This window comes from Lichenifustis flavocetrariae, assembly GCF_026130545.1.
Taxonomy (GTDB): domain Bacteria; phylum Pseudomonadota; class Alphaproteobacteria; order Rhizobiales; family Beijerinckiaceae; genus Lichenihabitans; species Lichenihabitans flavocetrariae.
In genome coordinates, this window is the sequence record NZ_JAMOIM010000018.1 from 84470 (window position 1) to 110246 (window position 25777).

General features: G+C 63.1%; 19 protein-coding genes. 5 read left to right on the forward strand and 14 right to left on the reverse strand.

All coding sequences use genetic code 11. The features are described 5' to 3' along the window. Positions 1-73: 73 nt before the first annotated feature. Positions 74-451, forward strand: coding sequence for a response regulator transcription factor (locus M8523_RS22750; protein WP_282587199.1), 378 nt, complete (start codon positions 74-76; stop codon positions 449-451). Positions 452-536: 85 nt separating this feature from the next. Here the strand turns inward: M8523_RS22750 and ppx are convergent, their stop codons facing one another. The 4 genes from ppx to M8523_RS22770 are packed head-to-tail and all read right to left on the reverse strand — an operon-like array spanning position 537 to position 6141. Further along, positions 537-2030, reverse strand: coding sequence for an exopolyphosphatase (gene ppx / locus M8523_RS22755; protein WP_282587200.1), 1494 nt, complete (start codon positions 2028-2030; stop codon positions 537-539). A 52-nt stretch (positions 2031-2082) separates the two neighbouring features. After that, positions 2083-4275: an RNA degradosome polyphosphate kinase gene (locus M8523_RS22760; protein ID WP_282587201.1), complete on the reverse strand. Its 2193-nt coding sequence runs from the start codon at positions 4273-4275 to the stop codon at positions 2083-2085. A 5-nt stretch (positions 4276-4280) separates the two neighbouring features. Continuing rightward, positions 4281-5006, reverse strand: coding sequence for an HdaA/DnaA family protein (locus M8523_RS22765; protein WP_282587202.1), 726 nt, complete (start codon positions 5004-5006; stop codon positions 4281-4283). A 1-nt stretch (position 5007) separates the two neighbouring features. Beyond that, complete coding sequence (locus M8523_RS22770) at positions 5008-6141, reverse strand: AI-2E family transporter (RefSeq protein ID WP_428351104.1); 1134 nt, start codon at positions 6139-6141, stop codon at positions 5008-5010. Between the two features lie 224 nt (positions 6142-6365). On the opposite strand from M8523_RS22770, the gene purM reads away from it, so the two are divergent. Beyond that, entirely contained in the window at positions 6366-7430 is a 1065-nt protein-coding gene (gene purM / locus M8523_RS22775) for a phosphoribosylformylglycinamidine cyclo-ligase (RefSeq protein ID WP_282587204.1), read from the forward strand. After that, positions 7427-8089: a phosphoribosylglycinamide formyltransferase gene (gene purN, locus M8523_RS22780; protein WP_282587205.1), complete on the forward strand. Its 663-nt coding sequence runs from the start codon at positions 7427-7429 to the stop codon at positions 8087-8089. Before purM ends, purN begins: the two co-directional genes overlap by 4 nt. A gap of 65 nt (positions 8090-8154) precedes the next feature. Here the strand turns inward: purN and M8523_RS22785 are convergent, their stop codons facing one another. The 3 genes from M8523_RS22785 to rnd form a co-directional block, all read right to left on the reverse strand. Further along, the gene (locus M8523_RS22785) at positions 8155-8937 is read right to left on the reverse strand and encodes a flagellar hook basal-body protein (protein ID WP_282587206.1); all 783 of its coding nucleotides are present in this window, start codon (positions 8935-8937) and stop codon (positions 8155-8157) included. A gap of 146 nt (positions 8938-9083) precedes the next feature. After that, entirely contained in the window at positions 9084-11462 is a 2379-nt protein-coding gene (locus tag M8523_RS22790) for a bifunctional diguanylate cyclase/phosphodiesterase (protein ID WP_282587207.1), read from the reverse strand. Positions 11463-11568: 106 nt separating this feature from the next. Beyond that, a complete protein-coding gene (gene rnd, locus M8523_RS22795; RefSeq protein WP_282587208.1) occupies positions 11569-12741 on the reverse strand; it encodes a ribonuclease D in 1173 nt (390 codons plus the stop codon). Positions 12742-13134: 393 nt separating this feature from the next. On the opposite strand from rnd, the gene aspS reads away from it, so the two are divergent. Next, the gene (aspS, locus tag M8523_RS22800) at positions 13135-14928 is read left to right on the forward strand and encodes an aspartate--tRNA ligase (protein ID WP_282587209.1); all 1794 of its coding nucleotides are present in this window, start codon (positions 13135-13137) and stop codon (positions 14926-14928) included. A gap of 38 nt (positions 14929-14966) precedes the next feature. Here the strand turns inward: aspS and M8523_RS22805 are convergent, their stop codons facing one another. The 3 genes from M8523_RS22805 to M8523_RS22815 all read right to left on the reverse strand — a co-directional run bounded on the left by M8523_RS22805 (position 14967) and on the right by M8523_RS22815 (position 19179). Continuing rightward, positions 14967-16823 carry an ABC transporter ATP-binding protein gene (locus M8523_RS22805; protein WP_282587210.1) on the reverse strand — a complete coding sequence of 619 codons (1857 nt, stop codon included), beginning with the start codon at positions 16821-16823 and terminating at the stop codon, positions 14967-14969. A gap of 122 nt (positions 16824-16945) precedes the next feature. After that, positions 16946-17830: an MBL fold metallo-hydrolase gene (locus M8523_RS22810; protein WP_282587211.1), complete on the reverse strand. Its 885-nt coding sequence runs from the start codon at positions 17828-17830 to the stop codon at positions 16946-16948. 113 nt (positions 17831-17943) lie between these two features. Continuing rightward, entirely contained in the window at positions 17944-19179 is a 1236-nt protein-coding gene (locus tag M8523_RS22815) for a M24 family metallopeptidase (protein WP_282587212.1), read from the reverse strand. Between the two features lie 264 nt (positions 19180-19443). On the opposite strand from M8523_RS22815, the gene M8523_RS22820 reads away from it, so the two are divergent. Then, positions 19444-20196, forward strand: a complete 753-nt coding sequence (locus M8523_RS22820; protein WP_282587213.1) for an SDR family NAD(P)-dependent oxidoreductase — start codon at positions 19444-19446, stop codon at positions 20194-20196. A 37-nt stretch (positions 20197-20233) separates the two neighbouring features. On the opposite strand, the gene M8523_RS22825 is transcribed toward M8523_RS22820, so the two are convergent. The 4 genes from M8523_RS22825 to kdpC form a co-directional block, all read right to left on the reverse strand. Next, positions 20234-21502 carry a glycerate kinase type-2 family protein gene (locus M8523_RS22825; RefSeq protein WP_282587214.1) on the reverse strand — a complete coding sequence of 423 codons (1269 nt, stop codon included), beginning with the start codon at positions 21500-21502 and terminating at the stop codon, positions 20234-20236. Positions 21503-21630: 128 nt separating this feature from the next. Further along, on the reverse strand, positions 21631-22335 hold the full coding sequence (locus M8523_RS22830) for a response regulator (RefSeq protein WP_282587215.1): 705 nt from the start codon (positions 22333-22335) through the stop codon (positions 21631-21633). Beyond that, entirely contained in the window at positions 22322-25048 is a 2727-nt protein-coding gene (locus tag M8523_RS22835) for a DUF4118 domain-containing protein (protein ID WP_282587216.1), read from the reverse strand. Before M8523_RS22835 ends, M8523_RS22830 begins: the two co-directional genes overlap by 14 nt. Positions 25049-25112: 64 nt before the next feature. Continuing rightward, the gene (gene kdpC / locus M8523_RS22840; protein ID WP_282587217.1) at positions 25113-25775 is read right to left on the reverse strand and encodes a potassium-transporting ATPase subunit KdpC; all 663 of its coding nucleotides are present in this window, start codon (positions 25773-25775) and stop codon (positions 25113-25115) included. Between the last annotated feature and the right edge of the window lie 2 nt (positions 25776-25777).

The window sequence follows — 25777 nt, forward strand, 5'->3', positions numbered from 1 at the left end:
CTTCAACGTTACAACGTTGGCGCGGGTAACCGTTTGCCGTTCCTACCACACGAGCTTTGCATCGGGACGGATTGTGACCAAGCTCCTCCTCGTCGAAGATCACGACGAACTTTCGGACTTCCTCTCCCGCCGCCTGCGCCGGCGCGGCTTCGAGGTGGTGGTCGCCCCGGATGGGCCTGATGCGCTTCGGCTTGCAGAGGAGGAGGCGCCGGACCTGATCCTGCTCGACATGAACCTCCCCATCATGGATGGCTGGACGGTGGCACGGACATTACGGCAGCAAGCGAGCACGATGCCGATCATCGCCCTCACCGCACATGCGATGAGCCAAGACAGGGCAAGGGCCCTTGAAGCGGGCTGCGACGAACATCACGCAAAGCCGGTCGACTTTGACCTGCTGCTCTCGCAGATCGACGAAGCTCTCCTTCGGCGGGAAGAACGCGAGGGTTGAGGGCCGGATCAGGACCTATCGTCGATGTGGGGCCGAGCGGCGGCCCCCCGCGGCCGGTGTCGCGCCGCCGCAGGACGGCTGCGCGTCAGTTCTTCACCACCACGGCACCGTCTCGCCCGATGAGACGGCTGAGCTGGCGTAACCGACTGACGACGCGTTCACTGACAAGATCCGCGTCAGTGAACGCGACCGTGAGAACGACGCTGCCCCGCGTGCAATCGAGTGAAAGGCGCGCCAGCACACCGGACATTCCGGCAGACAGCAGGAAGGCCACCCGCATCGTCGCCGCGAGGATTCGAGCCCGGTCGAGCATTTGCGCCGAGACGAGGCCTCGCAGCGAGGCGTTGAGCTCGTCATCGGCCATCGAATGGCGATAAGCAACGGCAAGTGCCAGAAAGGCACGGCCCGGATGATCGACACCGACCAGATTGGCATTGGCGATCGTGTCGAGCGCCTGAACGCAGCGGTAGTCCGGATGTGCCCGCCAGGAGACGTCGGCTAGAAAGCAGGCCGCGTGCCGCAGACGGCGCTCGTCTTCGCTTTCGTCGAGGTGAGCGGACGTCATGAGCCCGTCCGTCCACCTGCAGAGGTCGTCGCCATGACCCGCGCTTCGAGACCGCAGTCGATTGATGTCCCGTACAGCCTCGACAAGTGGGTCGGCCAAGCGCTCCCGTTGTATCAAACGCTCGAACAGGACGCCTTCTCGAACACCTGCCGCCGAGATGACGATCGCCTGAGGGCGTCCCTCCCGGATGATCTCGTCGAGAACCACGGCACCGTAAGACAGAAGCGGGCGCCGCGCCGAAGAGACGCTGGCGATCGACGACAAGGCTTCGGTGTCGACGCGTTCCACCAGACGCGCAAAGGCGCCCGCCTCCTCGCCGGGAATGACATAGCCGTGCATGACGTTCAGCGGGTAATTGCGCTGGTGCATGTGCAAACGCGCCAGGGCGCGCCATGTCCCGCCGACCGCATAGAAGGTTCTGCCGCGGAGAAGCGACAGCGGAGCCGCACCGGCAAGAGCCTCGCGAACAATTTTCGTCGCGCGTTTCGGAGAGCCCTTCGAGAGATCCGCCAGCGTCAGGCCGCCAATCGGGAGGGACACGCCCTTACGGACCTTGCCCTTCTTCAGCTCGATCAGTTCCAGCGAGCCGCCGCCGAGATCGCCCACGATCCCATCCGGCTTGTGGAAGGACGACACGACGCCAAGCGCCGCCAGTTCCGCTTCCCGCGTACCGCCGATGAGCGTCACGTCCGTGCCGACCGCATCGCGCGCGGCTTCGAGAAACATCGCACCATTCTTGGCATCGCGTGTCGCAGCCGTCGCCACAACGGTGATGTCATCGATCCCCATGTTGCGGCAAAGGGCACGGAATGTCTTCAAGGCCTGCACGGCCTTGTCCATGCCGTCCTGCGCCAGAACGCCGGTCGTCGCGACGCCACGGCCCAAACCGCAAAGCACCTTCTCGTTGAACATCGGCGTGAGCGAGCGCGTCAGTCGCTCATAGGCGACGAGGCGCACCGAATTCGAGCCGATGTCGATGATCGCCACCGGGTTCTGCGGGTGACGATCGGTCACGCCGGTCGGCTCGGGCCGGTCATGCGCATATACCGGCCCGAGCGGTTTGGCGTCAGGTCTTGGAGAGTTTCTTGAGAAGGATCTTGGGACTTGATTCACGGAGCGATTTACCACGGCCCGACAGGCTCGGATTTGTCATGAAATAAGCATGCGCGTTGAACGGTTCTTCGTTCGCCGCCGGCGTGATGCGTTCACTTCGGCCGTCGGGTAGCACGCGATAGCTCTGCTGGTTGTCGATCAGGTTGGCGATCATGATCTGATCGAGCACCTGATCATGCACAGTGGGGTTCGTAATCGGGATCAGGGTCTCCACGCGCCGTTCGAGATTCCGCGGCATCAAATCGGCCGAGGAGATGTACACGCGCGCTTTGACATGTGGCAACCCGTAACCGCCGCCAAACGCATAGATGCGCGCATGTTCAAGAAAACGCCCGATGATCGACTTGACGCGGATATTGTCGGAAAGTCCTGGGACCTCCGGTCGCAGCGAGCACATTCCCCGCACCACGAAGGTTATCTTCACCCCGGCCTGGCTCGCCCGGTAGAGCGCGTCGATGATTTCGGGATCGACGAGGGAATTGCACTTCCCCCAGATCGCGGCGGGTTTCCCCGCCTTCGCGAAGGCGATCTCGTCGTCGATGTGCTTGAGCAGTGTCGATTTCAGATTCAGTGGTGATACCGCGAGCCGTTCGAGGCCGATCGGCTCGGCATATCCGGTGATGTAGTTGAAGATATGAAGGACATCCCGGCCGATCGCGGGGTCGGCCGTGAACAGCGAGACGTCCGTGTAGATCTTGGCGGTCTGCGGGTGATAATTGCCTGTGCCGAGATGACAATAGGTCGTGAGAGCACCGCCTTCACGCCGCACGACCATCGATAGTTTCGCGTGTGTCTTCAACTCGATGAAACCGAACACGACCTGAGCGCCAGCCCGTTCCAGGTCTCGGGCCCAGCGGATGTTGGCTTCCTCGTCGAACCGCGCCTTCAGCTCCACGAGCGCCGTCACCGACTTGCCGGCCTCGGCCGCTTCGATCAGCGCGCGGACGATGGGGCTGTCCTTGGAGGTGCGATAGAGCGTCTGCTTGATGGCCACGACATTGGGGTCGCGGGCGGCCTGAACGAGGAACTGCACCACGACGTCGAAGGCTTCGTAGGGGTGATGGACCACGAGGTCCTTCTGCCTGATCGCCGCAAAACAGTCGCCGCTATTGTCGCGGACACGCTCCGGAAACCGCGCGATATAGGGGGCGAACTTGAGATCGGGCCGCTCAAGCGCGACAAGCTCCGCCAGTTCGTTCAGCGCCAGCATTCCGGCGACAGAGACGTTCTGGTCCGACGCGACATCGAGCTCTTCGGCGACCAGAAAGCGCAAGCCCTCCGGCATCTTGGAGTCGAGTTCGAGCCGGATGACCACACCGCGCCGGCGCCGCTTGAGAGCGCTCTCGAAAAACAACATCAGGTCTTCGGCTTCTTCCTCGACTTCGAGATCGCTGTCCCGGATGACCCGGAAAAAACCCTCGCCAAGGATGGTGTAGCCCGGGAACAGCCGACCCGTGTTCATGGCGATGAGATTCTCGATCGTCACGACCCTGATTTCGCCGGGCGTCGCGCTATCGGGCAACCGGATGAAACGCTCGGTGCGGCTAGGGATGCGGATCAGCGCATGAAGTTTCCGGGCATCCGTGGTCCGGGCGAGGTCGAGCGCAACCGTGAAGCCGAGATTGGGGATGAACGGGAACGGATGGGCCGGGTCGATGGCGAGCGGTGTCAGCACCGGGAAGATGTGCTGCATGAAATACTCATGCAGCCAATCGCGGTCCGCCTTGCCCAGATCTTCCGGCTCGGCGATCAGGATGCCGGCCCCCGCAAGATCCTGGCGCAGTTCCTCCCACCTCGCCTGCTGGGCGGCCACCAGACTAGCGACGCTTTTCGACAATTGCGCCAGCTGCTCGGTGGGAGAGAGACCATCTTGCGACGGTGAGGTCACACCGGAGCGCACCTGCCCGTAGAGGCCTGCCACGCGCACCATGAAGAATTCGTCGAGGTTGTTGGCCGAAATCGAGAGAAAACGAAGCTGCTCCAAAAGTGGATGATTGGGGTTGGAGGCTTCCTCGAGCACGCGCCGGTTGAATTCCAGCCAGGATTGTTCCCGATTGATAAATCGCTTCGGCGAATTCGCCAGAGGTGACGTGGTGACCGTCTCGCGAGAGTCGATGTCGATGTCGCTATCTGCGATGGGGGCCATAAGTCTCACTCGGAATTCGGATCTGCAGCGTTTTGGGCCACGCCAGTGACAAGACCATGACGCGATGCATCGGCGGCTTCAAGGCTTGCGAGGACTTCCGCGGCCGTCGCTCGCGTGACCCTTCGACCGGAAGCAAGACTTGCCGCGTCCAGCGCCGCTACGATCCGGCGGGCTGTGGCAATGGATCGTTCCATCCGGCGACAGAGGAAATCGACGACGCTGGTGTCCACGGTCAGTTGCCGATCGGCCAGTAACTTGATGAGGACGGCCGAGACGAGGGCCTCGTCCGGGGGCAACAGCCGCAGCATCGGCGCCAGACGAAGCCGGGACAGGAGGTCAGGGGTACGTACCCCCCAGCTATCAGGAGCCGAACGGGCGGTCAGCAGACCGAAGCGCCCGTTCTCGCGCAGAATGTTCAGGACATGGAACAGACGCGCTTCATGGGGCCCGATCTGATCGGCATCGTCGATCATGCCATGGCCTTCGAGCCGATCAAGCGAAGCCGTCTCAAGATCGCCGCCCTGCATCCGAAATGCCGCGGCACGCTCCGCCCAGATGGCGGCGAGGTGGCTCTTGCCCGATCCCTCGGGTCCGACGAGGACAAGCACGTTGCCGGGCCATTGTGGCCAGCGTTCGATTGTCTCGAAAGCCACTTGGTTGGCGGGAGCAACGAGAAAATCCTCCATGCCCAACCGCGATGGGAGAGGAAGATCCAGCGCGAGTTGCCGCATGTCAGGCGATCGTCTTGACCGAACGCGGCGCGGGATAGGACGACGGCGTCTCCGGCTCGCCGGTATAGAGCGGGCTGACCAGGTATTTGCGAAGCGTAAAACGCATTACGACGCCGGCCGCCGCCGCGAACGGAACGGCGACGAGTAGCCCCGTGAAGCCGAACAGGGTACCGAAGGCAAGAAGAGCGAAGATGATCCAGACGGGATGAACGCCGACGGAGGCACCGACGAGGTTCGGCGACAGCACGTTCCCCTCAAGGAACTGTCCCGACACCACGACCCCGAACGTGAAGGTCATCAGGCTCCAATCCGGCCATCCCTGGACGAGTGCGACCGCCATCGAGAAGATCAGCACCGCCAGCGACCCCACATAGGGGATGAAGCTCAGAAAGCCGCCGGTCATACCGATGAGAAAACCGAAGTTGAGCCCCACGAGGGTCAAGCCCACTCCGTACCAAAGTCCGAGAAAGACACAGACGATAAACTGACCGCGCACGAAGCCCGCCAAGGCCTTGTCGATGTCGCGCGCGATGGCGCGCACATCGGCGCGGTGTTCGAGCGGCACCCAGCCGTCCACCGCCGCGATCATGCGTCTCCAATCAAGCAGAATGTAGAAGGCCACGACCGGCGTCACGACCAGAAGCGAAAAAACGCCGAACAGCGCCTGACCGCCGAACCAAAGGGACCGCAGGAGGCCGATGAGATAGGCTGAGCCTTCGGCAATCAGGGTGCCTAGCGAGTTCTGGATATCGGTGGTCGTCAGGCTATCGCTGAGCCCGAGCTTCTTGAGAACCTCGCCGCCATGATCCTGGAGGTAGAGGCTCCCGCTTGCGATCAGCGACTGGAGCTTGGACGCGAGGGCTGGGAGATTGTCGACGAGAGACATGAACTGGTGCGCGAGGATCGGAACGAGCATCAGTGTCAGCAGCACAAGGCCGACCAAAAACAGGAACAGAATGAGAAAGGTCGCGCCTAGACGATGCAAACCCAACCTCTCGAGCTTATCGGCGAGTGGATCGAGCAGATATCCGAGCGTAATACCGGCAACGAAGGGCAGAAGAACGCCCGACAATTGGTACAGACAATAGGCCACGATCGCGAAGAGCGCGACCCAGATAAAGAATTGGCGGTGCAGGATCATCGGTCCGTCATGTCGCCATATGCTCGAGCCACGAGTCCAGATAGGCCGCTGTCGTGCCGAGCGTCAACATCGGCGAGCCTGGCGGAGGGTTCCTAGACGCCCGCGCGCAACGCTTCCGTTTTGAAGTTCCCAAGGTGTCGCAGAGAACTCTTCGCTCGCGCGATCCTTGCCACATCCGTGTGGGCGGAGTATGGCGCGACAAGGCCGAGCGGGGTGTCATGACACGTGTGGAAAAACCTGGGCTGACCTATGCGGATTCGGGCGTCGATATCGATGCCGGGAACGCGATGGTCGAGCGCATCAAGCCTTTGGTGCGTGCCACCCGTCGGCCGGGCGCCGATGCGGAAATAGGCGGCTTCGGCGGCCTGTTTGACCTGAAGGCTGCCGGGTTCGTCGACCCGATCCTGGTCGCGGCCAACGATGGGGTTGGCACGAAGGTCAAGATCGCCGTCGAGAGCGGCAGGCACGAGACGATCGGAATCGATCTCGTTGCCATGTGCGTGAACGACCTTGTCGTGCAGGGTGCCGAGCCCTTGTTCTTTCTCGATTACTACGCGACCGGCAAGCTGGACCCTTCGGAAGGCGCCGCAATCGTGGCCGGGATCGCGGACGGCTGCCGTCAAGCCGGCTGCGCCTTGATCGGCGGCGAAACAGCCGAGATGCCAGGGGTCTACCGGGCGCGCGACTACGACCTCGCGGGGTTCGCGGTCGGGGCCGTCGAGAGGGGCAAGCTGCTGCCGCAGAGTGTCGAGCCGGGGGACATCGTGTACGGGCTCGCCTCCTCAGGCGTCCATTCGAACGGCTTTTCCCTCGTGCGGCGGATCGTCGAAGCCGCCAATCTTGGCTGGGACGAGCCGGCCCCCTTCTCCTCTGGACAAAACCTCGCCGAAGCGCTGCTCACGCCCACGACGATCTACGTCAAACTACTTTTGGCAGCGTTCAAAGCCACCTCCGGCATTCGGGCGCTGGCCCATATCACGGGCGGCGGCCTGCCGGAAAACCTGCCCCGCGTTCTACCAAAGCATCTCAGCGCCGTCATCGACCTCGCGGCCATCACGGTGCCCCCCGTGTTCCGCTGGCTCGCGCACGCCGGCAACGTGCCGTCCGAGGATCTGCTCCGCACCTTCAACTGCGGTATCGGCATGGCCCTGGTTGTGGCAAAGGCTGAGGCGGAGGACGTTGAGCGGTTCTTTATAGGTCGGGATCAGTCCTTGGTCCGCTTAGGAGAGATTGAACCAGGCGGCTCGACACGGATCACCTTTCACGGAGCGCTGGCCCTTTGAGCCGCGGGCATCGCCTTCGCACCGCGGTTCTGATCTCGGGCCGGGGTTCGAACATGACGGCTCTGATTGAAGCGGCTCGGGCGCCGACGTTCAGCGCCGATGTCTCTCTCGTTCTCTCCAACGATCCCGCGGCAGCGGGATTGGAATTTGCGAAACGCATGGGCATTGCGGTCGCGGCCGTCGATCACCGGATCTATGCGTCGCGGGAAGATTTCGAGCGCAGCATGGACGTGCTGCTGGATATTCACCGCATCGAGTTTTTGTGCCTGGCTGGCTTTATGCGCCTGCTGACGCCTTGGTTCGTGGGGCGCTGGCAAGGACGTATGATCAACATTCACCCGGCGCTCTTGCCGGCCTATAAAGGGCTCAACACACATGCGCGCGCCCTCGCCGACGGCGTGAAGATTCATGGCTGCACGGTGCATTTCGTCGTTCCTGCCGTCGACGACGGACCTATCGTGGCCCAGGCGGCCGTCCCGGTCGTCACGGGCGATACGGCCAAAACGCTCGGACAGAGGGTCTTGACGCAAGAATACCGCATCTATCCCATGGCGCTCGACCTCATCGCTTCAGGGTCCGCGGTTCTCGAAAACGGCCTTGTACACATTCGGGGTTCGGCCGGCACTGATGACCGGGCTCTGATCCAGCCCGAGAACTGACGACCGGGGCCATCGGTGGCGGCGTGCCCGCGCCCTCTGGCGGGCTCGTGGATGACCAGACGCTTCTAACCCGAAGCGGCATCGAACAGCTTCGAGAGCATGTCTGAGCTTGTGGACATAACCTTGGAGTTCTCCTCGTAGCCCTGCTGCGCCTTGATCATGTTCGTCAACTGGGTTGCCAGATCGACGGTCGAGCTCTCGAGGGACGAAGACTCGATCGAGCCGAGGCTTCCGGTCTTCGCCGTCCCGACCGTCATTGCGCCGGAGTCGTCGTTGGCCAGATAGACATTGCCGTCAACTGCCGTCAGGTTTTCCGGGCTGATCACATTGGCGAGCGGAATTCTTGCGAGCGATATGCTTGCCCCCGCCGCATTGGTGGCCGACAATGCGCCATCCGCTGCAACAGTCACGCTCGTTGCCCCAATCGGCACCGTGACAGGTGCCAATGCGCCACCGTCTTGGCCGCTGTAGCCCATCAGCGTATAGCCGGCGGTGTTGATCAGCGTTCCACTCGCGTTCGGCACGAAAGATCCCGCCCGTGTCATGGCGCTATCTCCATTCGGTCCCTTCACGACGAAGAAGCCATTCCCCGAGATCGCGAGATCGGTCGTGGACGTCGTGGAGGTGATGCTGCCCTGGTTCGCGACCCCCGGCCGCGCGGAAGCATGAACACCGGCCATATGGTAATTGCTGAGATCCTGAGCGCCCAGCATGGTCGCGAACTGGGTCGTCGAGCCCTTGTAGCCCGTCGTATTCACATTGGCGATATTGGTGCCGATGACGTCGAGATAGGTCGAGTGGGCAGAGACCCCCGAGACCGCGGTCTGAAGGCTATTGAACAAGCTCATGGTTGAACCCCTTTACGGGGGACCCTGACGAATATGGCTTGCGTCAACCTGGATCATGACATGTGAATTCTTCCCACTCATCAAGGGGGTGTCGTTCGGATTTGTCATCGTGCAGCGCAATGACAAGCCGACATCAAACAGATGTCTCACGCCGCGGTGGCCTTTTGGCTTGCGGCGTGACCGTGCGTGACAGCCGCGAAGGTCCAGATCGGAGCCGGTCTCGCAACCAGAAAGCCCTGCACCTCGTGGCATGCCTCAGCCTGTAGGAAGGCGAGTTCAGCGTCGGTTTCCACCCCCTCCGCAGTGACCAAGAGTTTGAGGCCACGCCCAAGACTCAACACTGCTCGGACGATCGCAGCGGTCTGTTCATCCTTGTCGATCGACTTGATGAAAGACCGGTCGATTTTGATCCGATCGAACGGGAAGGCACGTAAGTTCGAGAGCGACGAGTACCCCGTCCCGAAGTCGTCCATGGCGATCCGTACACCAAGTTCCTTGATCGCATGCAGTGTCGTCAATGCGCGAGCGGGATCCCGAATAAGGGCCGTTTCGGTGATTTCGATCTCGAGACGACCGGCGCTAAGCCCGGTGTCGCGCAAAGCGGCCTGAAGCGTCGCTGGAAAACCTGCGGCGTGGATCTGCATCGCTGAGACATTGACAGCAACCGACAAGGGCTGAGACCAGCTCGCGGCTTCGCGACAGGCTTCGCGAAGAACCCACTCCCCAAGGTTCATGATGATGCCACTTTCCTCGGCGATCGGGATGAAGGTGCTCGGGGATACATAGCCGCGCTCGGGATGTCTCCATCTGAGAAGGGCCTCAAAACCCGTGATACGGCCTGTTCCGGTTTCGGCTTGGGGCTGATAGGCCACCTCGATTTCACTTCGAGCCACGGCAAGCCGCAGATCGTGCTCGATCAGGCGGCGCTCGCGCACATCCGCCCCCATGAAGGACTCATAGAATCTGTATGTGCCCCCACCTTCGCTCTTCACTCGGTAAAGTGCCGTGTCAGCGTTGTTGAGAAGAGCAGCCCTATCCGTCCCATCATCTGGATAGAGGGCGATGCCGATGCTGGTCGCAATTTGGGCGCCAGAGCCATTCTGATTCGCGATCCGCAAAGCTTCCAGCACTTGTTCTGCCAGACGACTCGCCCCGACAGCATCTCGGACGGGTGCCAGAATGGCAAATTCATCGCCGCCAAGGCGACTCATCAGCTGTTTGTCGTCGAGAACGTCCTCGGTGATGCGCGCGAGGTCCTGCAAGACCTTATCGCCGGCCGCATGGCCGAAGAGGTCATTGATCTCCTTGAACCTGTCAAGATCGAGGCACAGCACTGCGAGCTTGCCGCCTGTCCGTGCCGCAACCTGCGTCTCGCGATCGAAACTTTTGTCGAAGCTTGTTCGGTTTGCCAGTCCGGTCAAACCGTCGTGAAGCGCCAGGAAGTTGATCTTGCTTTCCGCCGTCCGGCGCGCCCGCAGATCGCGGACCGCTACGCCGAAATGAGGTAGACTTGCATAATCGATCGCCCGGATGATGATCTCAACGGGAATTGATTGACCATGCGCTGCGATCAGTTCGGCTTCGATCGGGTGATCTGGCAAGGTCGTCGGGGTTAGCCGAGTCGCTAGGCTTGGCAAGAAGGTCGACAACTTTGCACCATTCACACTGCCGGCCGGCAATTCGACGAGATGTGCAAAACTTTCATTGGCGCTGACGATCCTGTCGCCTCTGCACACGACAAGCCCCTCGGCAGCGGCGTTGGCCAGACTTCGAAGCCGCGCTCCTTCAAGTGCTGCGTGGCGGCGATCACGAAGATCAATCGCTAGGGCGCCCGCGGCAAACAGCAGGATGGCAAGACTCGCGAGTGCCACGGCGCCAGCGATCCAACTCGACGGCATGGCGGCAGGCGCGATCTCGATAGCCGGATCCGGGATGATCGTGACCGCGCCCATTGCCGTGAAGTGAAGTCCGCAAATCGCGAGCAGCAGCCAGATGGCTGCGAGGATTTGGTGATGGACGCCCTGCGACTTAACAGCTGTCGCGCAGCCCATAGCGCCCAATAATCCGCCGAGCACGATCGATAGAGAGACAAGCCACGGATCCCAGACGATCCGGCCAGCCACTTGGAACGCCATCATCCCCGTGTAGTGCATGACGGCGATGCCGGCTCCCATCGTGGCGCCGCCGACCCAAGGGGAGAACGGAAATTGCGACCGCGCCAGTCCCAAGCCCAATCCGCTGATCAGGATGGCATAGAGGAGAGAAAGGAGCGTCAGGCTGAGATTATAGCCGCTCGGCACGCCGGGCGTGAAAGCCAGCATCCCGATAAAATGAGTCGCCCATATGCCGAACCCACCGGCCAAAGCCGCGACGCTGATCCAGCTGTAGCGATACCGCACATCGGCTCGTCGCGCATGACAAAGAAGCTGGATCGTGGTGAAGGATGCGACCGCGCAAATGAAGGCCGCTAAAGCAACCAAGCGCAAATCATGAAAATCAACGAAGCACCCTACGACTTTCAACATTGCACGACCATCAACTCAGCAGTTGGCGCATGCTAGCGAATTGTTTGCAAACGCTTCCTTGAGAAGACAGCGAAACGTTCGCGGCCGATAGTCACATCCGCCAAAGCTACGTAATGTGATCCGGCTCTCCATCCTGCCACTCGAGCGTAACGACCTTACCTCGCTCGACTGTCAGTGCCAGGCGCCCATGCTTCAACTCGAGCGCCTTTACCCCGAAAATGGTTCGGCGCCAGCCACGCATCGCGGGCACGTCTGCGGCATCGTCGGTCGCGAGAGCCTCAAGATCGTCGACGGTCGCCACGATCTTGGCCGCCACGCCATTCGCCTCCGCGACCTGCCGGAGCAAGACCTTGAGAAGCTCGACAGTGGCGCCACCGCCACCGTTGCGCCGCTCGCGATCGAGTTTAGGGAGGGTTTTAGGGTCGCGGTCGAGACCGCGCCCCACAGCATCGACGATCTCGGCCCCAGCTTTCGAGCGCTCCATGCCGCGCGGCACCGCCCGCAACTCGGCGAGCGCCTCGGGTGTCTTTGGAGCCGCCAAAGCGATCTCGATCAGCACGTCGTCCTTCAGGATCCGGGAGCGGGGCACGTCGCGGCTTTGCGCCTCCTCCTCGCGCCATGCTGCCACTTCCATCATGACGGCGAGATCGCGCGGGCGGCGCAGCCGGTTACGAAACCGCTCCCAGGCGTTTTCCGGGTGCTGTTCATAGGTCGCGGGCGAGCACAGCACCTTGATCTCATCGGCCAGCCAGGAAAGGCGGCCCTGCGCTTCCAGCTGTCGACGTAGCGCGACATAGACGTCGCGCAGATGCGTGACATCGGCGGTCGCATAGGCGATCTGGGCATCAGACAGAGGGCGCCGCCCCCAATCGGTAAAGCGCGAAGATTTATCGATGGCCACCCGGCAGATGTTCTGCACCAACTCGCCGTAAGCGACCTGATCGCCATAGCCGCAGACCATCGCGGCTACCTGAGTGTCGAACAGCGGCGCGGGAATGGCGCGCGAGAGGTTCCAGATGATTTCGATATCCTGACGGGCGGCATGGAACACCTTCACCACCGCCGGATCCTGCATCAGCGCAAAAAACGGGGAGAGGTCCATACCGGGCGCCAGCGCATCGACGACGATCGCCTCGTCGACTGAGGCGATCTGAATGACGCAGAGCTTGGGCCAGAATGTCGTTTCGCGCAGAAACTCGGTATCCACGGTGACGAAGTCGTGGGTGGCCAGCCGCTGGCAAGCTGCATCCAGAACATCGGTCGAAGTCACAACACTCATTCTGCCTCAATAGGACAAAGCTTTTGGAGAGGCGACCAATTTCACGAAGTCAGGCAGCCCGGTTCATGACAGGGATAACAAAAGTTCGATTCCTTTGACAGCAACGCCGCTTAACGCACTCGCGTCGCCGCATTTCGCCCGATGGTCGAAAGGGCTTTGGTCTCGCGCGGTCGACCCGGAAGCGTGCGGACACCGCGCCTCCATCGAGCGACAGGAGTTCACGTTCATGGACAGGATGACACGGCAAGTCGGAATGCTCGCGCGCATTCCCTGAGTGGCTGGCTCATTGCCCGAGAAAGCACCCATTCTTGACAAGACCGGGGCTGCATGGCCTTGTCCGGCGCTCGCGCGGGCCACCTGCCCTGCCCCTGTTCCCATGGTCCGAGATCAAAAATGCACCGTTACCGTTCGCACAGCTGTGGCGCCCTGCGGCCAACGGACGCCGGCAACAATGCGCGGCTTTCGGGGTGGTGCAACCGTATCCGCGACCACGGCGGCGTGCTCTTCGTCGACCTGCGCGACCATTACGGCCTCACGCAATGCGTGGTCGACCCCGATTCACCTGCGTTCCGTGAAGCCGAACTGCTGCGGTCGGAGACGGTCGTTCGCATGGACGGGCAGGTGCGTCTTCGTCCGGCCGGCACCGAGAATGCCGAAATGCCGACGGGTCTGATCGAGCTTTATGTCACCGACATCGAGGTACTCGGCCCCGCCTCCGAACTGCCGATGCCGGTGGCCACCGACCAGGAATATCCCGAAGAGACTCGGTTGAAATATCGCTTCCTGGATCTGCGCCGCGAGCGGCTACACAAGAACATCATGCTGCGCGGGCAGGTGATCGACTCGCTGCGCGCCCGAATGAAGGCGCAAGGCTTCTTTGAGTTCCAGACCCCGATCCTGACAGCCTCCTCGCCGGAAGGCGCCCGCGACTATATCGTTCCCTCGCGCATCCATCCCGGCAAGTTCTATGCACTGCCGCAAGCGCCGCAGCAGTTCAAGCAGCTGATCATGACGGCCGGCTTTGACCGCTATTTCCAGATCGCCCCTTGCTTCCGAGACGAGGATGCACGCGCAGACCGCTCGCCGGGTGAGTTCTACCAACTCGATATCGAGATGAGCTTCGTCACGCAGGAGGACGTCTTCGAGGCGGTCGAGCCGGTTCTGCGTGGAGTCTTCGAGGAGTTCGGCGGCGGCAAGCCGGTGACGCAGAAATTCCCGATGATCCCCTACCGTGAATCGATGCTGAAATACGGTGTCGACAAGCCGGACCTGCGCAACCCGATCGTCATCGTCGACGTCACGCAGGAATTCGAACTGCCGGATGTCTCGTTCAAGGCGTTCAAGAATGTCATTGCGTCCGGCGGCGTGGTGCGGGCGATTCCGGCCCCGGGTGCGGGTGCACAGCCGCGCTCCTTCTTCGACAAGCTGAACGACTGGGCTCGGGGCGAAGGCGCTGCGGGTCTCGGCTATATCATCTTCGATGAGGTGGATGGTACGCTGACGGGACGCGGCCCGATCGCCAAGTTCATTCCGGCCGACATCCAGGCCATGATCGCCCAAAAGGCTGGGATCAAGGCGGGGGATGCTTTGTTCTTCGCCTGCGACCAGGAGGGCAAGGCCGCCAAACTGGCGGGCGCGGCCCGCATCAAGCTCGGCCATGAGCTCAAGCTCATCGACCCGAACGTCTTCGCATTCTGCTGGGTCGTCGACTTCCCGATGTACGAGTTCAACGAAGACGACAAGAAGATCGACTTCTCGCACAATCCGTTCTCGATGCCGCAAGGCGGTCTCGAAGCGCTTCGCACCAAGGACCCGCTCGATATCCTGGCCTACCAGTACGACATTGTGTGCAACGGCATCGAATTGTCCTCAGGTGCGATCCGAAACCATCGGCCGGACATCATGCGCGAGGCCTTCGCGATCGCCGGCTATGGCGAAGAGGTACTGGAGGAGCGCTTCGGCGGCCTCTACCGCGCCTTCCGCTACGGCGCGCCTCCGCACGGTGGCATCGCACCAGGCGTAGATCGCATCGTCATGCTGCTGGCCGGCGAGGAAAATCTCCGTGAGGTCGTGCTCTTCCCCATGAACCAGCGCGCCGAGGACCTCCTGATGGGAGCGCCCTCCATCGTCAGCGCCAAGCAATTGCGCGAAACCCACATCCGGCTGAACCTGCCGGAGAAAAAATAGGCCAACGCGCCTTCGGCTCCATCAAGCTGAAAGCGTTCTCAACGGTAACCCGACGCCTGAAGGTCGAACAGCTCCGCATAGTTTCCGCCTGACGCCAGGAGGGACTCATGCGTGCCGGTTTCGATGACGCGCCCTCCTCCGAGCACCACGATGCGGTCGGCCATGCGGACGGTCGAGAAGCGGTGGGAAATCAGGATCGCGGTCTTGCCGCGGCTCAGATCCTTGAACCGCTCGAAAACTTCGTATTCGGCGCGTGCATCGAGAGCGGCCGTCGGCTCGTCCAGGATCAGCACGTCGGCTTCCCGCATATAGGCCCGCGCGATGGCGATCTTCTGCCATTCGCCGCCCGAGAGATCGATGCCGTTGTTAAACCTGCGGCCGAGCGGCTGATCGTAGCCGAGCGGTAGGCGGTCGATCAGCCTGTCGGCGAGACTGCGAACAGCGGCCTCGGCAACGCGAGGGCGGTCTGTCAGATCATCGACACGGCCGACGCCGATATTCTCGGCGGCCGTCAGGTGAAACCGAACGAAATCCTGGAAGATCACGCCGACGCGGGCGCGGAGTTGGGCCAGGTCGTAGTCCCGCAGGTCGCGCCCGTCGAGCAGCACGCGGCCTTCGGTTGGGTCATACAGGCGGGCCAGAAGCTTGACGATCGTGGTCTTGCCGGCCCCGTTCTGGCCCACCAGCGCCAGCACTTCGCCGCTGTGCAGCGTAAGGTCGAGATGCCGGACCGCCCAGGTCTCGGATCCAGCATAGCGGTAACCCACATCTTCGAACACGAAACCGATTTGGATCGGATGCGGCACCGGCAGGGGCAGCGCCGGAGAAACGATCGTGGGCCGCAGTTCGAAAAAGTCGAACAAGTCCGCAAGGTAGAGCACTTGCCCGGCCATCTGCGAAAAGCCCAGAAGAAGACCCTCCAGCAGTCCCCGCAGCCGCAGGAACGACCCCGCCAGAAACGTCAGGTCGCCCAGACTGAAGCGCCCCGAGGCGGCGCGCCACACAATGAGGAAATACGCCAGATAGTAGGCCAGCGATCCCACGCCGGAGAACGCGGCGCCCCAAGCGGCACGCCGGATCGCAAGCCCACGATTATCGGCATACATCGCATCGGCGAAGCGCTCGAACCGCTGGGCCAGGAATCCGTTGAGGCCGAATAGCTTGATCTCCTTCGCAGTCTCGGTGCTCGACCCAAGGTAGCGGAGATAATCGAGCTGGCGGCGCTCGGGCGTGCGGAAATAGTCGATCCGGTAGCTTTGCGCGTTGAAATGTTTCTCTCCCAAGAAGGACGGGATCAGGGCGAGGCACAACAAAGCGATCAACCAAGGCGCATAGGCAATCAGTCCGGCGGCAAGCGAGATGATCGTGAGAATGTCTTGGGCCTGGCCGAATATCTGGGTCAGCAGCGAGGTCCGGCCCGTCACCTGCCGACGGGCCCTGTCGAGGCGATCCTGTTCGGCGCTGCTTTCCAGCTGCTCGAGGTCGAGCGTTGCCGCATGGTTCATCAGGCGGATACTGGCAAAATTGCTGTAGCGTTCCGACAGCAGGCTATCAGCGAGGGCGCTGGCGCGCCCGAGGCCGTTGGACAGCAGCGCGAGTGCGAATTCGAGGGAAAGCAGCACGATCAGGCGGTCAAGGCGGCCCGAGAAGATCCAGTCGATGAGACTATCGCCTGGCGACGGGAGCCGCGTTTGAGACACGACGGCGTCGATGATGAGCTTGCCCACCACAAGGCCCAGGAGGGGGAGAACGGCACGCGCCAGCCGCAGTCCCAGACTCCCGACCGTCAAGGCTGGGCTCGCCGTCCAAACGAGCCGGAACAGAGAAACAAGGTGGCGGAAGGGACCGGCCCGATCGCGAAGCATTGTGCGAATGGCGTCGAGCTTGAGGTTCATGCTCGCAAGGCGGACAGGATTGATTGAAAAACCGATGTCGACCCGCGAGCTGTCCTCAATGATATCAAGAGAGCTGCGGCGTCGCGCATCTGTGCATCATTTGCGGCGATCGAGCCTTCCCTTTAGGGGGTCTCGGGCTTCCAAGAAAAGTGATCGCCTGCCGTCTCGATGCGTCCGATACCCGGGAAAGGAAAATGCGGCGCGAAGATCAGCGAGTGATCCTCGGCCAAGCGCTTCAGCGTCGCACGACGCGTCGATTCGCCCTCATCCTTGTCGTTGTCATAGGCGATCGCCCAGTCGGGCTCTGCCAGCGACACGATCGAACTGTGAGCCGTATCGCCGATGTCGATCAACTTGTCTGATCCCGACACGATCTCGAAACCGGCGTGCCCAGGTGTATGACCCGGCAAGGCGATCGACGTCACACCCGGCAGCACCGTAGCGCCGGGCTCAAATGTCTGCACCTTGGGAGCGATGATTTTGGCGAGAGCCTGGCTGTTCGGCTGGGCCTGCATCCAGGCCCATTCCGGAGCGGACATGCGGATCGTCGCCTTCGGAAAGGCGAGGCCACCCTCGGCGGTCGCCAGACCGCCGACATGATCGCCATGCGAATGCGTGATCATCACATCCGTCACTTCGTCAGGCGCAACGCCAGTCTGGGTGAGGCTTGCCATCAGGGCACCTTTCACGCTGGGCCCGAGGCCCGTATCGAACAGCATGACCCTGTCTGCCGCTTTCACGAGAAGCCCATCCACGCTCAGCGTGACCTCATCGGTTGGGGCACCGGCATCCTTCAGGACCCGCGCCACCGCGTCGGGACCGACACCGACTCCGAACACCTTCCCGTCGTTATCGAGAACATTGTTGGCGTCGCGAAGAGCGAACACCTGGAGCGATCCCAACTTGAACGCCTGAGCACTGGGTGGGACGATCTGCGGTTTGGCGAGTGCCGCCCCGTACCCTGACGCGAATAGGAGAAAACACGTGAGGGAAATTCGAGCGCGCATGCAATAGACCTTTCAGCGGCGCCACCAGGGAGCGGCCCAGCTTATCTCGATCAATTCGAGGCCGCAGGGAACGGTTCCGGCAAGACCGAATCGAGCGGACCGGGATATTGCCCTTATCGGCCGATGGACTGAAGGGTCCTTGGCAATGTCGTCATGATCCGTGGGCCTGAGGCCTCGATGATGAATTGATCTTCGAGATTGAAGCCACCGAGCCCTCGCACGTAGATCGGCACCTCGAAGGCCATCACCATGCCGGGCTCGAAGAGAACCTCGGTGTCGGCGGCGATGAAGGGCCATTGTTCGCTGAACAGGCTATGACCGAGGCCATGGCCGAAATGACCGCGTGAATAGCCCGCAAGGCCGGCGGATGCGAGCGCCGCCGTCGCGGCATGATGAGCCGCCTTCAGCGGCACACCGGGCCGGATCGCCTCCATACCGGCGTCGAAAGCGTGTTCGAGGATCCCGTGGAATTCCATCTGTTCCCGTGTCGGTGCCCCGAACACATAGTTGCGCGACGTGTCGGACGAATAGCCATCGACCACGCAGCCGACATCGGCCTTGATGATGGCACCGTGGGTCACCCGACCCCCTGCCCCCCAGGGTTCGGGGCCGATCGAAATGTAATCCCAGCTTGGAGGAGCAGGAAGGCCGCGCCCGGCGGCAGCTTCCTCGATACCCAGCCGGAACAGGTCATGGAGATCTTCGACGCCGTGGCCCTCCAGCGTGCTCTCAGCCAGTCGGCGCAGTCCTGCCTCAGATAGTTCGAGAGCGAGCGTCAAACGCTCGATCTCCGGCGTGGTCTTGACCATGCGCAATCGATCGAAGGCTGCTGATCCGTTGACCAGGACGGCATCCGAAAAAGCCGCGCGAATTGCCTCGGCGTCGCTGGCCGCGATATAGTCGAAATCGAAGCCAAGCCGAGCCCGCGCAAGCCCGCGGTCGGCCAAGACATCCGTGAGAGCCGCCAAGGCAAGGCGCAGGTCGAAGGTGGCGGGGCGGCCGAAATCTGTTGGGCGCCCTGCGCTCCGCCAGCTGGCCGCGACGCGAGGTGCAATCGGTCCCTCCCCGGCGCCAAGCACGGCATGCTCGATCCAAAGCGGGTGTGCGCGTGTGTCCGGGATGATCTTTCGGGCGCCCTCGATCGCAAGGTCGCCGATCACGATGCCGATCGGAATCGTCGGATCGGCCGGCAGGACCGCGAACCCCGCGCCTGCGCGCCGAAACAAAGCAGCGACCCCCTGCGAAACGCCCGAGATCGTGCGAAACCCTTCCGGCTCCGCGATGACCAAGGCATCCAGGCCGGCCTGCTGCAGGGTGAGACGTGTGCGGTGACGATCGACGAAGGACAAGATCCTGGCTCCTTGGCGCGCCTGTTTGTGAACCACCTAAGCGTTCCAACCCTTGCCCGGAACCCCACTCTGCGGGACGAGGTTCAATTCCGAGGCGACGTTCCTGAGGTGGAAATGCCTCGAATGCTTGGGTAGAAGATGGCCGGGTTCGCGTCGCCGCTCCCTGGCCTTGAAGGATTTCAGGTTGCTGTTGCCCCAAGCCGCATTATGGCGTCTCGTCGGCCCAACCACGTGGACGGCCGAAATGGTCCAAAAGGAAACGCCATGAACTTCTACGATTTCAAGTCTCGCGTCGCTATCGTCACTGGGGGTGGTCAGGGCATCGGCCGAACGGTCGCGGAGCGGATCCTTGCGGGCGGCGGCTCTGTCTGCATCTGGGACCGCGATGCGGCCTTGCTCGAAAAAACCGTCACCGAACTCGGCGAGCCAACCGGCGTCCATGGCATCCCGGTCGACATCGGCGACCTTGCCGCAGTCGAGGCTGGCACTGCGGAGACCATCAAGCGGTTCGGCCAGATCGACGTCCTGATCAACAATGCCGCCATCGTCGGCCCGAACACGTCGACCTGGACCTATCCGGCCGATGCTTTCGCCAACGTGGTGCATGTCGGCCTTGTCGGCACCTTCCACTGCTGCCGCGCGGTGGTCCCGCACATGATCGCGCGCGATTACGGCCGCATCGTCAACCTCAGCTCGATCGCCGGCAAGGAAGGCAACCCGAATGCAGTGGCCTATTCGTCCACCAAGGCGGGCGTGATCGCGCTGACGAAGTCGCTCGGAAAGGAACTCGCCGACAAGAACATCTCGGTCAATTGCGTGACCCCCGCTGTCGCCAAGACCGCCATGGCGCTCAGCCAGGCGCCAGAGCATCTGGCCTATATCCTGGCCAAAATCCCGCGCGGCCGCATGCTGGAACTGTCGGAAGCCGCCTCGATGATCTGCTGGCTCGCGTCGGAGGAAAGCTCCTTCACCACGGGCGCGGTGTTCGATCTGTCCGGCGGGCGGGCCACCTACTGAGCACCGGCTCAGTCAAGCAATCCGGCCGGGCCGGGAATCAATCCGGCTCGACCAGGATTGCGCGGAAATCGTTGACGTTGGTCAGCGTCGGTCCTGTCATCACCAGATCGTCAAGCGCCGCGAAGAAGGTATAGCCATCGTTGTCGGCCAGCAGCGCCTTGGCGTGAACGCCGAGGGCTGCAGCGCGGCCGAGGCTCTCCGGTCCGACGAAGGCGCCCGCATTGTCTTCCGATCCGTCGATCCCGTCGGTGTCCCCGGCCAGCGCCGCGACGCGCGGATCGCCGTTCAGTGCCACCGCCAAAGCCAGAAGAAATTCCGCGTTCCGCCCGCCTCGGCCCTGGCCCCGCACCGTCACGGAAGTTTCCCCGCCCGACAGCAAGACGCAGGGACCGGGCGCGGGATGGCTATGAGCGACGCATGAACGGGCGATGCCAGCCATCACCCGTCCCACCTCGCGCGATTCGCCCTCGATGGCGTCCCCCAGCAGGACCGGCGTGACGCCAGCGGCGCGCGCCACGTCCGCCGCTGCCAGCAAGGCGTCCTGTGGACGCGAAATCACCCGCACCTCGGTCCCGGCGAAGCAAGGTTCTCCGGCCTTCGGGGTTTCCGACGCGGGATCTTCAAGCACGCTCTGCACATGGGGTGGAACCGCGATACCATATTTGGCGAGAACCATGCGGGCATCGGCGAGCGTGGTGCTATCGGGCACTGTGGGTCCGGAGGCGATGACGGCGGGATCGTCGCCCGGCACGTCGGAGATGATCAGTGTGACCAGCCGCGCCGGGGCGATCGCGCGTGCAAGCCGGCCGCCCTTGATGGCCGAGAGATGCTTGCGCACGCAGTTCATCTCCGTGATATCGGCGCCGCTGCGCAAAAGCGCGCGGTTGAGGGCCTGTTTGTCGACCAAGGTCAGGCCGGGCGCCGGAGCCGCGAGGAGCGCCGAGCCGCCACCCGAGACGAGGCAGATCACGAGGTCGTCGGCGGTCAAACCCTTCACCAGGTCGAGGATACGGGTCGCGGCGCGCATCCCGGCTTCATCGGGCACGGGATGCGCGGCTTCCACGACTTCGATCCGCGTGGTGGGCGCGCCATGCCCGTAGCGCGTGACCACCAGTCCTTTGAGTGGTCCCGGCCAATGAGCCTCGACAGCGGCGGCCATCGAGGCCGCAGCCTTGCCGGCGCCGATCACGATCGTCCGCCCCTTCGGCGGCGCGGGGAGATGGGGCGGCACGCAAAGCGCGGGTCGGGCCGCGTCGATGGCGGCCTGAAACAGACGGGTCAGGAATTGCTTCGCATCACGACGCATCGAACTCTTATCCCAAACCCCGGCCGCACCATCAGATGTTCACGCGACCGGTTCTACGGCCACTTTTTGAGGATCATAGCGCAGCACTGGCTGAGAATCGCCAAGCTGTAGCGCGACCCACAGCGAACTTACACCCGTGCAGGAGCCGGAAGGGTGAGCCGGTAGCCGACGCCAGGTTCGTTGAGCAGCAGGCGAGGGTCGGCCGGGTTCTCTTCGATCTTCTGGCGGAGGCGGCCGACGAAGACACGCAGGTATTGAGACTGATCGCCCTGATTGGGCCCCCAGACCTCGCGCAGGATGTGTTGATGGGTCAGGACACGGCCCGCGTGCCGCGCCAGCAGGTGCAAGAGGTCGTATTCCTTTGGGGTCAGCTTCAACGGTTCACCCTTCAGTGTCACCCGATGCGCCAGCGTGTCGATGACGAGATCGCCGGCTTCGAACACCGCCGTGGTCCCAGCCGCCCGGACAGCATGCCGAAGGGCGGTGCGGAGGCGCGCCACCAGTTCGCCGACGCCGAAAGGCTTGCTGACGTAATCGTCGGCACCCGCATCGAGGGCCGCGATCTTGCCGGCCTCATCGTCGCGGGCCGACAAAATGACGATCGGAACCTGCGAGGTCTTGCGCATTTCGATCAGGACATCGAGGCCATTCATGTCAGGAAGACCGAGGTCGAGAACCACGAGCTCCGGAACCGCCTTGCGGAACTTCGCGAGCGCATCGGCGCCTGTCAGCGCCGGCTCGACCGTGAAGCCGACCGCCGTGAGAGTGGGCCTGAGGAAGCGCTGAATCTGCGGCTCGTCGTCGACGACCAGGATGACGTTAGACCCCGACATCGGACAACTCCTTCTCCTCGACGCCTAAGGGCTGCGGCGGTCCGACGGGCAAATGAATCACAATGCGCGTTCCCTTGCCTGCGGTGGCTGGGCTTTCGGCCCTGATCGAACCTCCCATAGCATCCACCACACCCTGGGCGACGGCCAATCCCAGACCCGTCCCCGGGGGTCGCCGGTCGCCATCCGTCACCCGAGCGAACTTCTCGAAGACGCGGACGAGATCTGCGGCCGGGATGCCGCAGCCTTCGTCTTCGACCGTGATCGTCACATCGCCGATCCCCATCGTCGCCCTCACGGTCGTCGCTGAACCGGATTGGCTATATTTGTCCGCATTGTCGAGCAGGTTGAAGAGGGCCTGCTGCAACAGAAGCGGATCGCCGCGCACGAGCGGAAGGCCTTCCTCCACCATCACACGCGTCGTCCGGCCCGGAAACGCTTTTTCTGCACGCGCGACGGCGGCGCGCACCACGTCGGTGACGTCGACCCAGTCACGCTTGAGGTCGAGAACGCCGGATTCCACGCGCGTCATGTCGAGCAGGTTGGACACGAACCGCGCAAGACGGCGCGCCTCCTCTTCGATCGCGGCCATCAGGTCGTCGCGATCCGCCTCGGACATCTGGCCGCCGTAGCCGCGCAGGCTCGTCACCGAACCGAGGATGGAAGCCAGAGGTGTTCTGAGGTCGTGGCTGAGGGAGGACAGCAACGTCGTCTGCAGTCGCTCTCGCTCCGCCAGGGTCTCGTTACGACGAGATTCTGCGACCAGACTCGCGCGTTCGATGGCCAGAGTGCCCTGATCGAGCAGGGCTCCGAGAACACGCTCGGTCTCGGCCGAAAGCGCTTGGCCGCGCGCCGCCGGCATATAGCCGATCACACCGACAATTCCGGCCGAAGTTCGTATCGGCTGGAACCGGAACAGCGCATTTGGCAGCGTGCCGGTGCGCCAGCCCGCCGACTCGATGTGGTCGAAGGCCCAGCGGGCCGCCGCCCATTCGGCGGCGCCGAGCTCGTCCTCCGGAGGAAACGCGGCCCGGATCATCAGATCGGCAGCCGTCTTGCCGCCCTCCCCAAGCAGGATGACGACTTGTCCACCGATGGCCTGCGCGGCCTGCCGCGCGATGATCCAGAGGACATCGTCCAGGCTGATCGCCCCCGAGAGCTTTCGAGACACGTCGTAGAGCGCCTGAATGGTGGTGACACGGGTGCGGGCGGCCTGTGACTGGTCGCGGACGCGGCCCGTCAGACCGCCGGCGATGACCGCAACAAGCAAAAAGATCCCAAGCGCCAGGACTTCATGCGGCTCCGCGATCGTGAACGTGTAGACCGGCGGAATGAAGAAGAAATTATAGGCGAAGAAGGACAGGATCGCGGCAACGATTGCCGGCCATTGCCCGACCGTGACGGCGCAACCGAGCACAGCGGCGAGAAAGATCATCGAAAGGCTCGGCCGCTGCAACCACCTCGAACCCAGCTCGGCCAGCAGGGTCGCCGCGGCCACGGACCCGAAGGCGGCCGAAAACCCGATCGCGAAGGTCGTTCGGTCGGGCCAGCCCCACGCGGGTCGCCGTCGTGCGCTCGCTTCCGGCCCGATAATCACGTGGATGGCGACGTCGGATGCTCGGCGCAACAGTGTGCCCGAGAGCGAATGCCCCTTGAGACGTGCCCAGAATCCCGCGCTCGACCTGCCGATGACGATCTGGGTGATGTTCTCCCGGCGGGCGTAGCGCAGGATCTCGTCCGGCAGGTCACGTCCCGCGAGGCGCGCGGTGTCGGCTCCTAGACGCTCGGCGAGACGCATCGTCTCGTCGATGCGTTGCAGGGTGGCCGGTGCGACGATCTCGGCGCCGGTGCGCTCCAGAGTTACGGCGACCCAAGGTGCGTTCAGCCCACTCGCCAGCCGGCCACAGGCGCGCACCACGGCTTCGGACGAGGAGTCGCCGCCGACACAAACCATGAGCCGTTCGGCCGTGGGCCATGCCCCCTCCACGGCGTTGCGCCGCAGATGGTCGACCATCTGGTCGTCGACCCTGTCGGCCGTGCGCCGCAAGGCGATTTCGCGTAGCGCCGTCAGGTTGCCGGGCTTGAAGAAGGCGCCAGCCGCCCGGGCGGCATTCTCGGGGAGATAGATGCGGCCTTCGCTCAGCCGCGTGATCAGCTCCGCCGGTGTGATGTCGACAACCACAACCTCGTCGGCCTGATCGAGCACGACATCCGGCACGGTTTCGCGAACCACCACACCGGTGATCCGCGACACGACATCGGACAGGCCCTCGAGATGTTGGATGTTGACGGCGGTCCAGACGTCGATCCCGGCATTGAGCAGTTCTTCGACGTCCTGGTGGCGCTTGGGATGCCGGCTGTCGGGCGCGTTGGAATGGGCTAGCTCATCGACGATGAGCAGCGCCGGGTGGCGCGCCAGAGCCGCATCGAGGTCGAACTCGCTGATCGTGGTCCCGCGATAAATCACCTCGCGGCGGGGCAGGATCACGAGGCCGTCGAGGAGCGCTTCGGTTTCGACCCGGCCATGAGTCTCAACGACACCAACCACGACATCGAGATGGGCTAGGCTCAACCGGCGGGCACCCGACAGCATCGCATAGGTCTTGCCCACTCCGGGCGCCGCCCCGAGAAAGATCTTCAGCTTGCCGCGATCCTCCCGGCCCATGGCGGCGAGCAGCGCGTCAGGATCGGGACGGAGAGGCGGCGGACTGGACATCAGGCTCGCGAGGTCACGACGGTCTCTGGAGGGTCTTGCGCGGAGAGGCTTAGCTCAGAACCGCTCAGCCTCCGACCTTAGCAGATCCGGCGGCTTGCGCGGGAGCCCCCGCGCCTGGGGCGGCCGCAGCCGGCGCTGGGACCGGCGCGACACGGTCGAGCTCGAGGTTCAAAGCCAGGACGTTGACGATTTTGTCGCCGAAGACGGACGAGGTTCCGGCGTCCACAAGGGCCTGCAGCTTGTCGGCCGGAACGTTGCGGGCGGCCGCAACGCGCGCCACCTGGAGGGTCGCATAGGCGGACGAAATGTCAGGATCGAGACCCGACGCGGACGTCGTCACGGCATCGGCCGGCACAGGCTTCTGCGGGCTTCCGCCGAGGGCCGCCACCGAGGCCTTCACCCGATCGAGAAGCTTTTGCGATGTCGGCCCCAGGTTCGAGCCGGTCGAGTTGGCGGCGTTATAGGGCGCGTCGATCGTCTTGCTGGAATCCTTTGGATCGGCCGCGCTGGTGGCCGAGGGGCGACCCTGGAAGTAGCGATCGGTCGCAAAATTCTGACCGATCAACGAGGAGCCGACAACCGTTCCATCGCGGGTGACGAGACTTCCGTCGGCAGGCCCTTTCAGGGCCACCTGCGCGATGCCCGTGATGGCGAGCGGATAGGCGATGCCGGTGAGGGCGGTGAAGAGGACGATCATCACGATCGCGGGGCGAAGATGGGACAGCATGG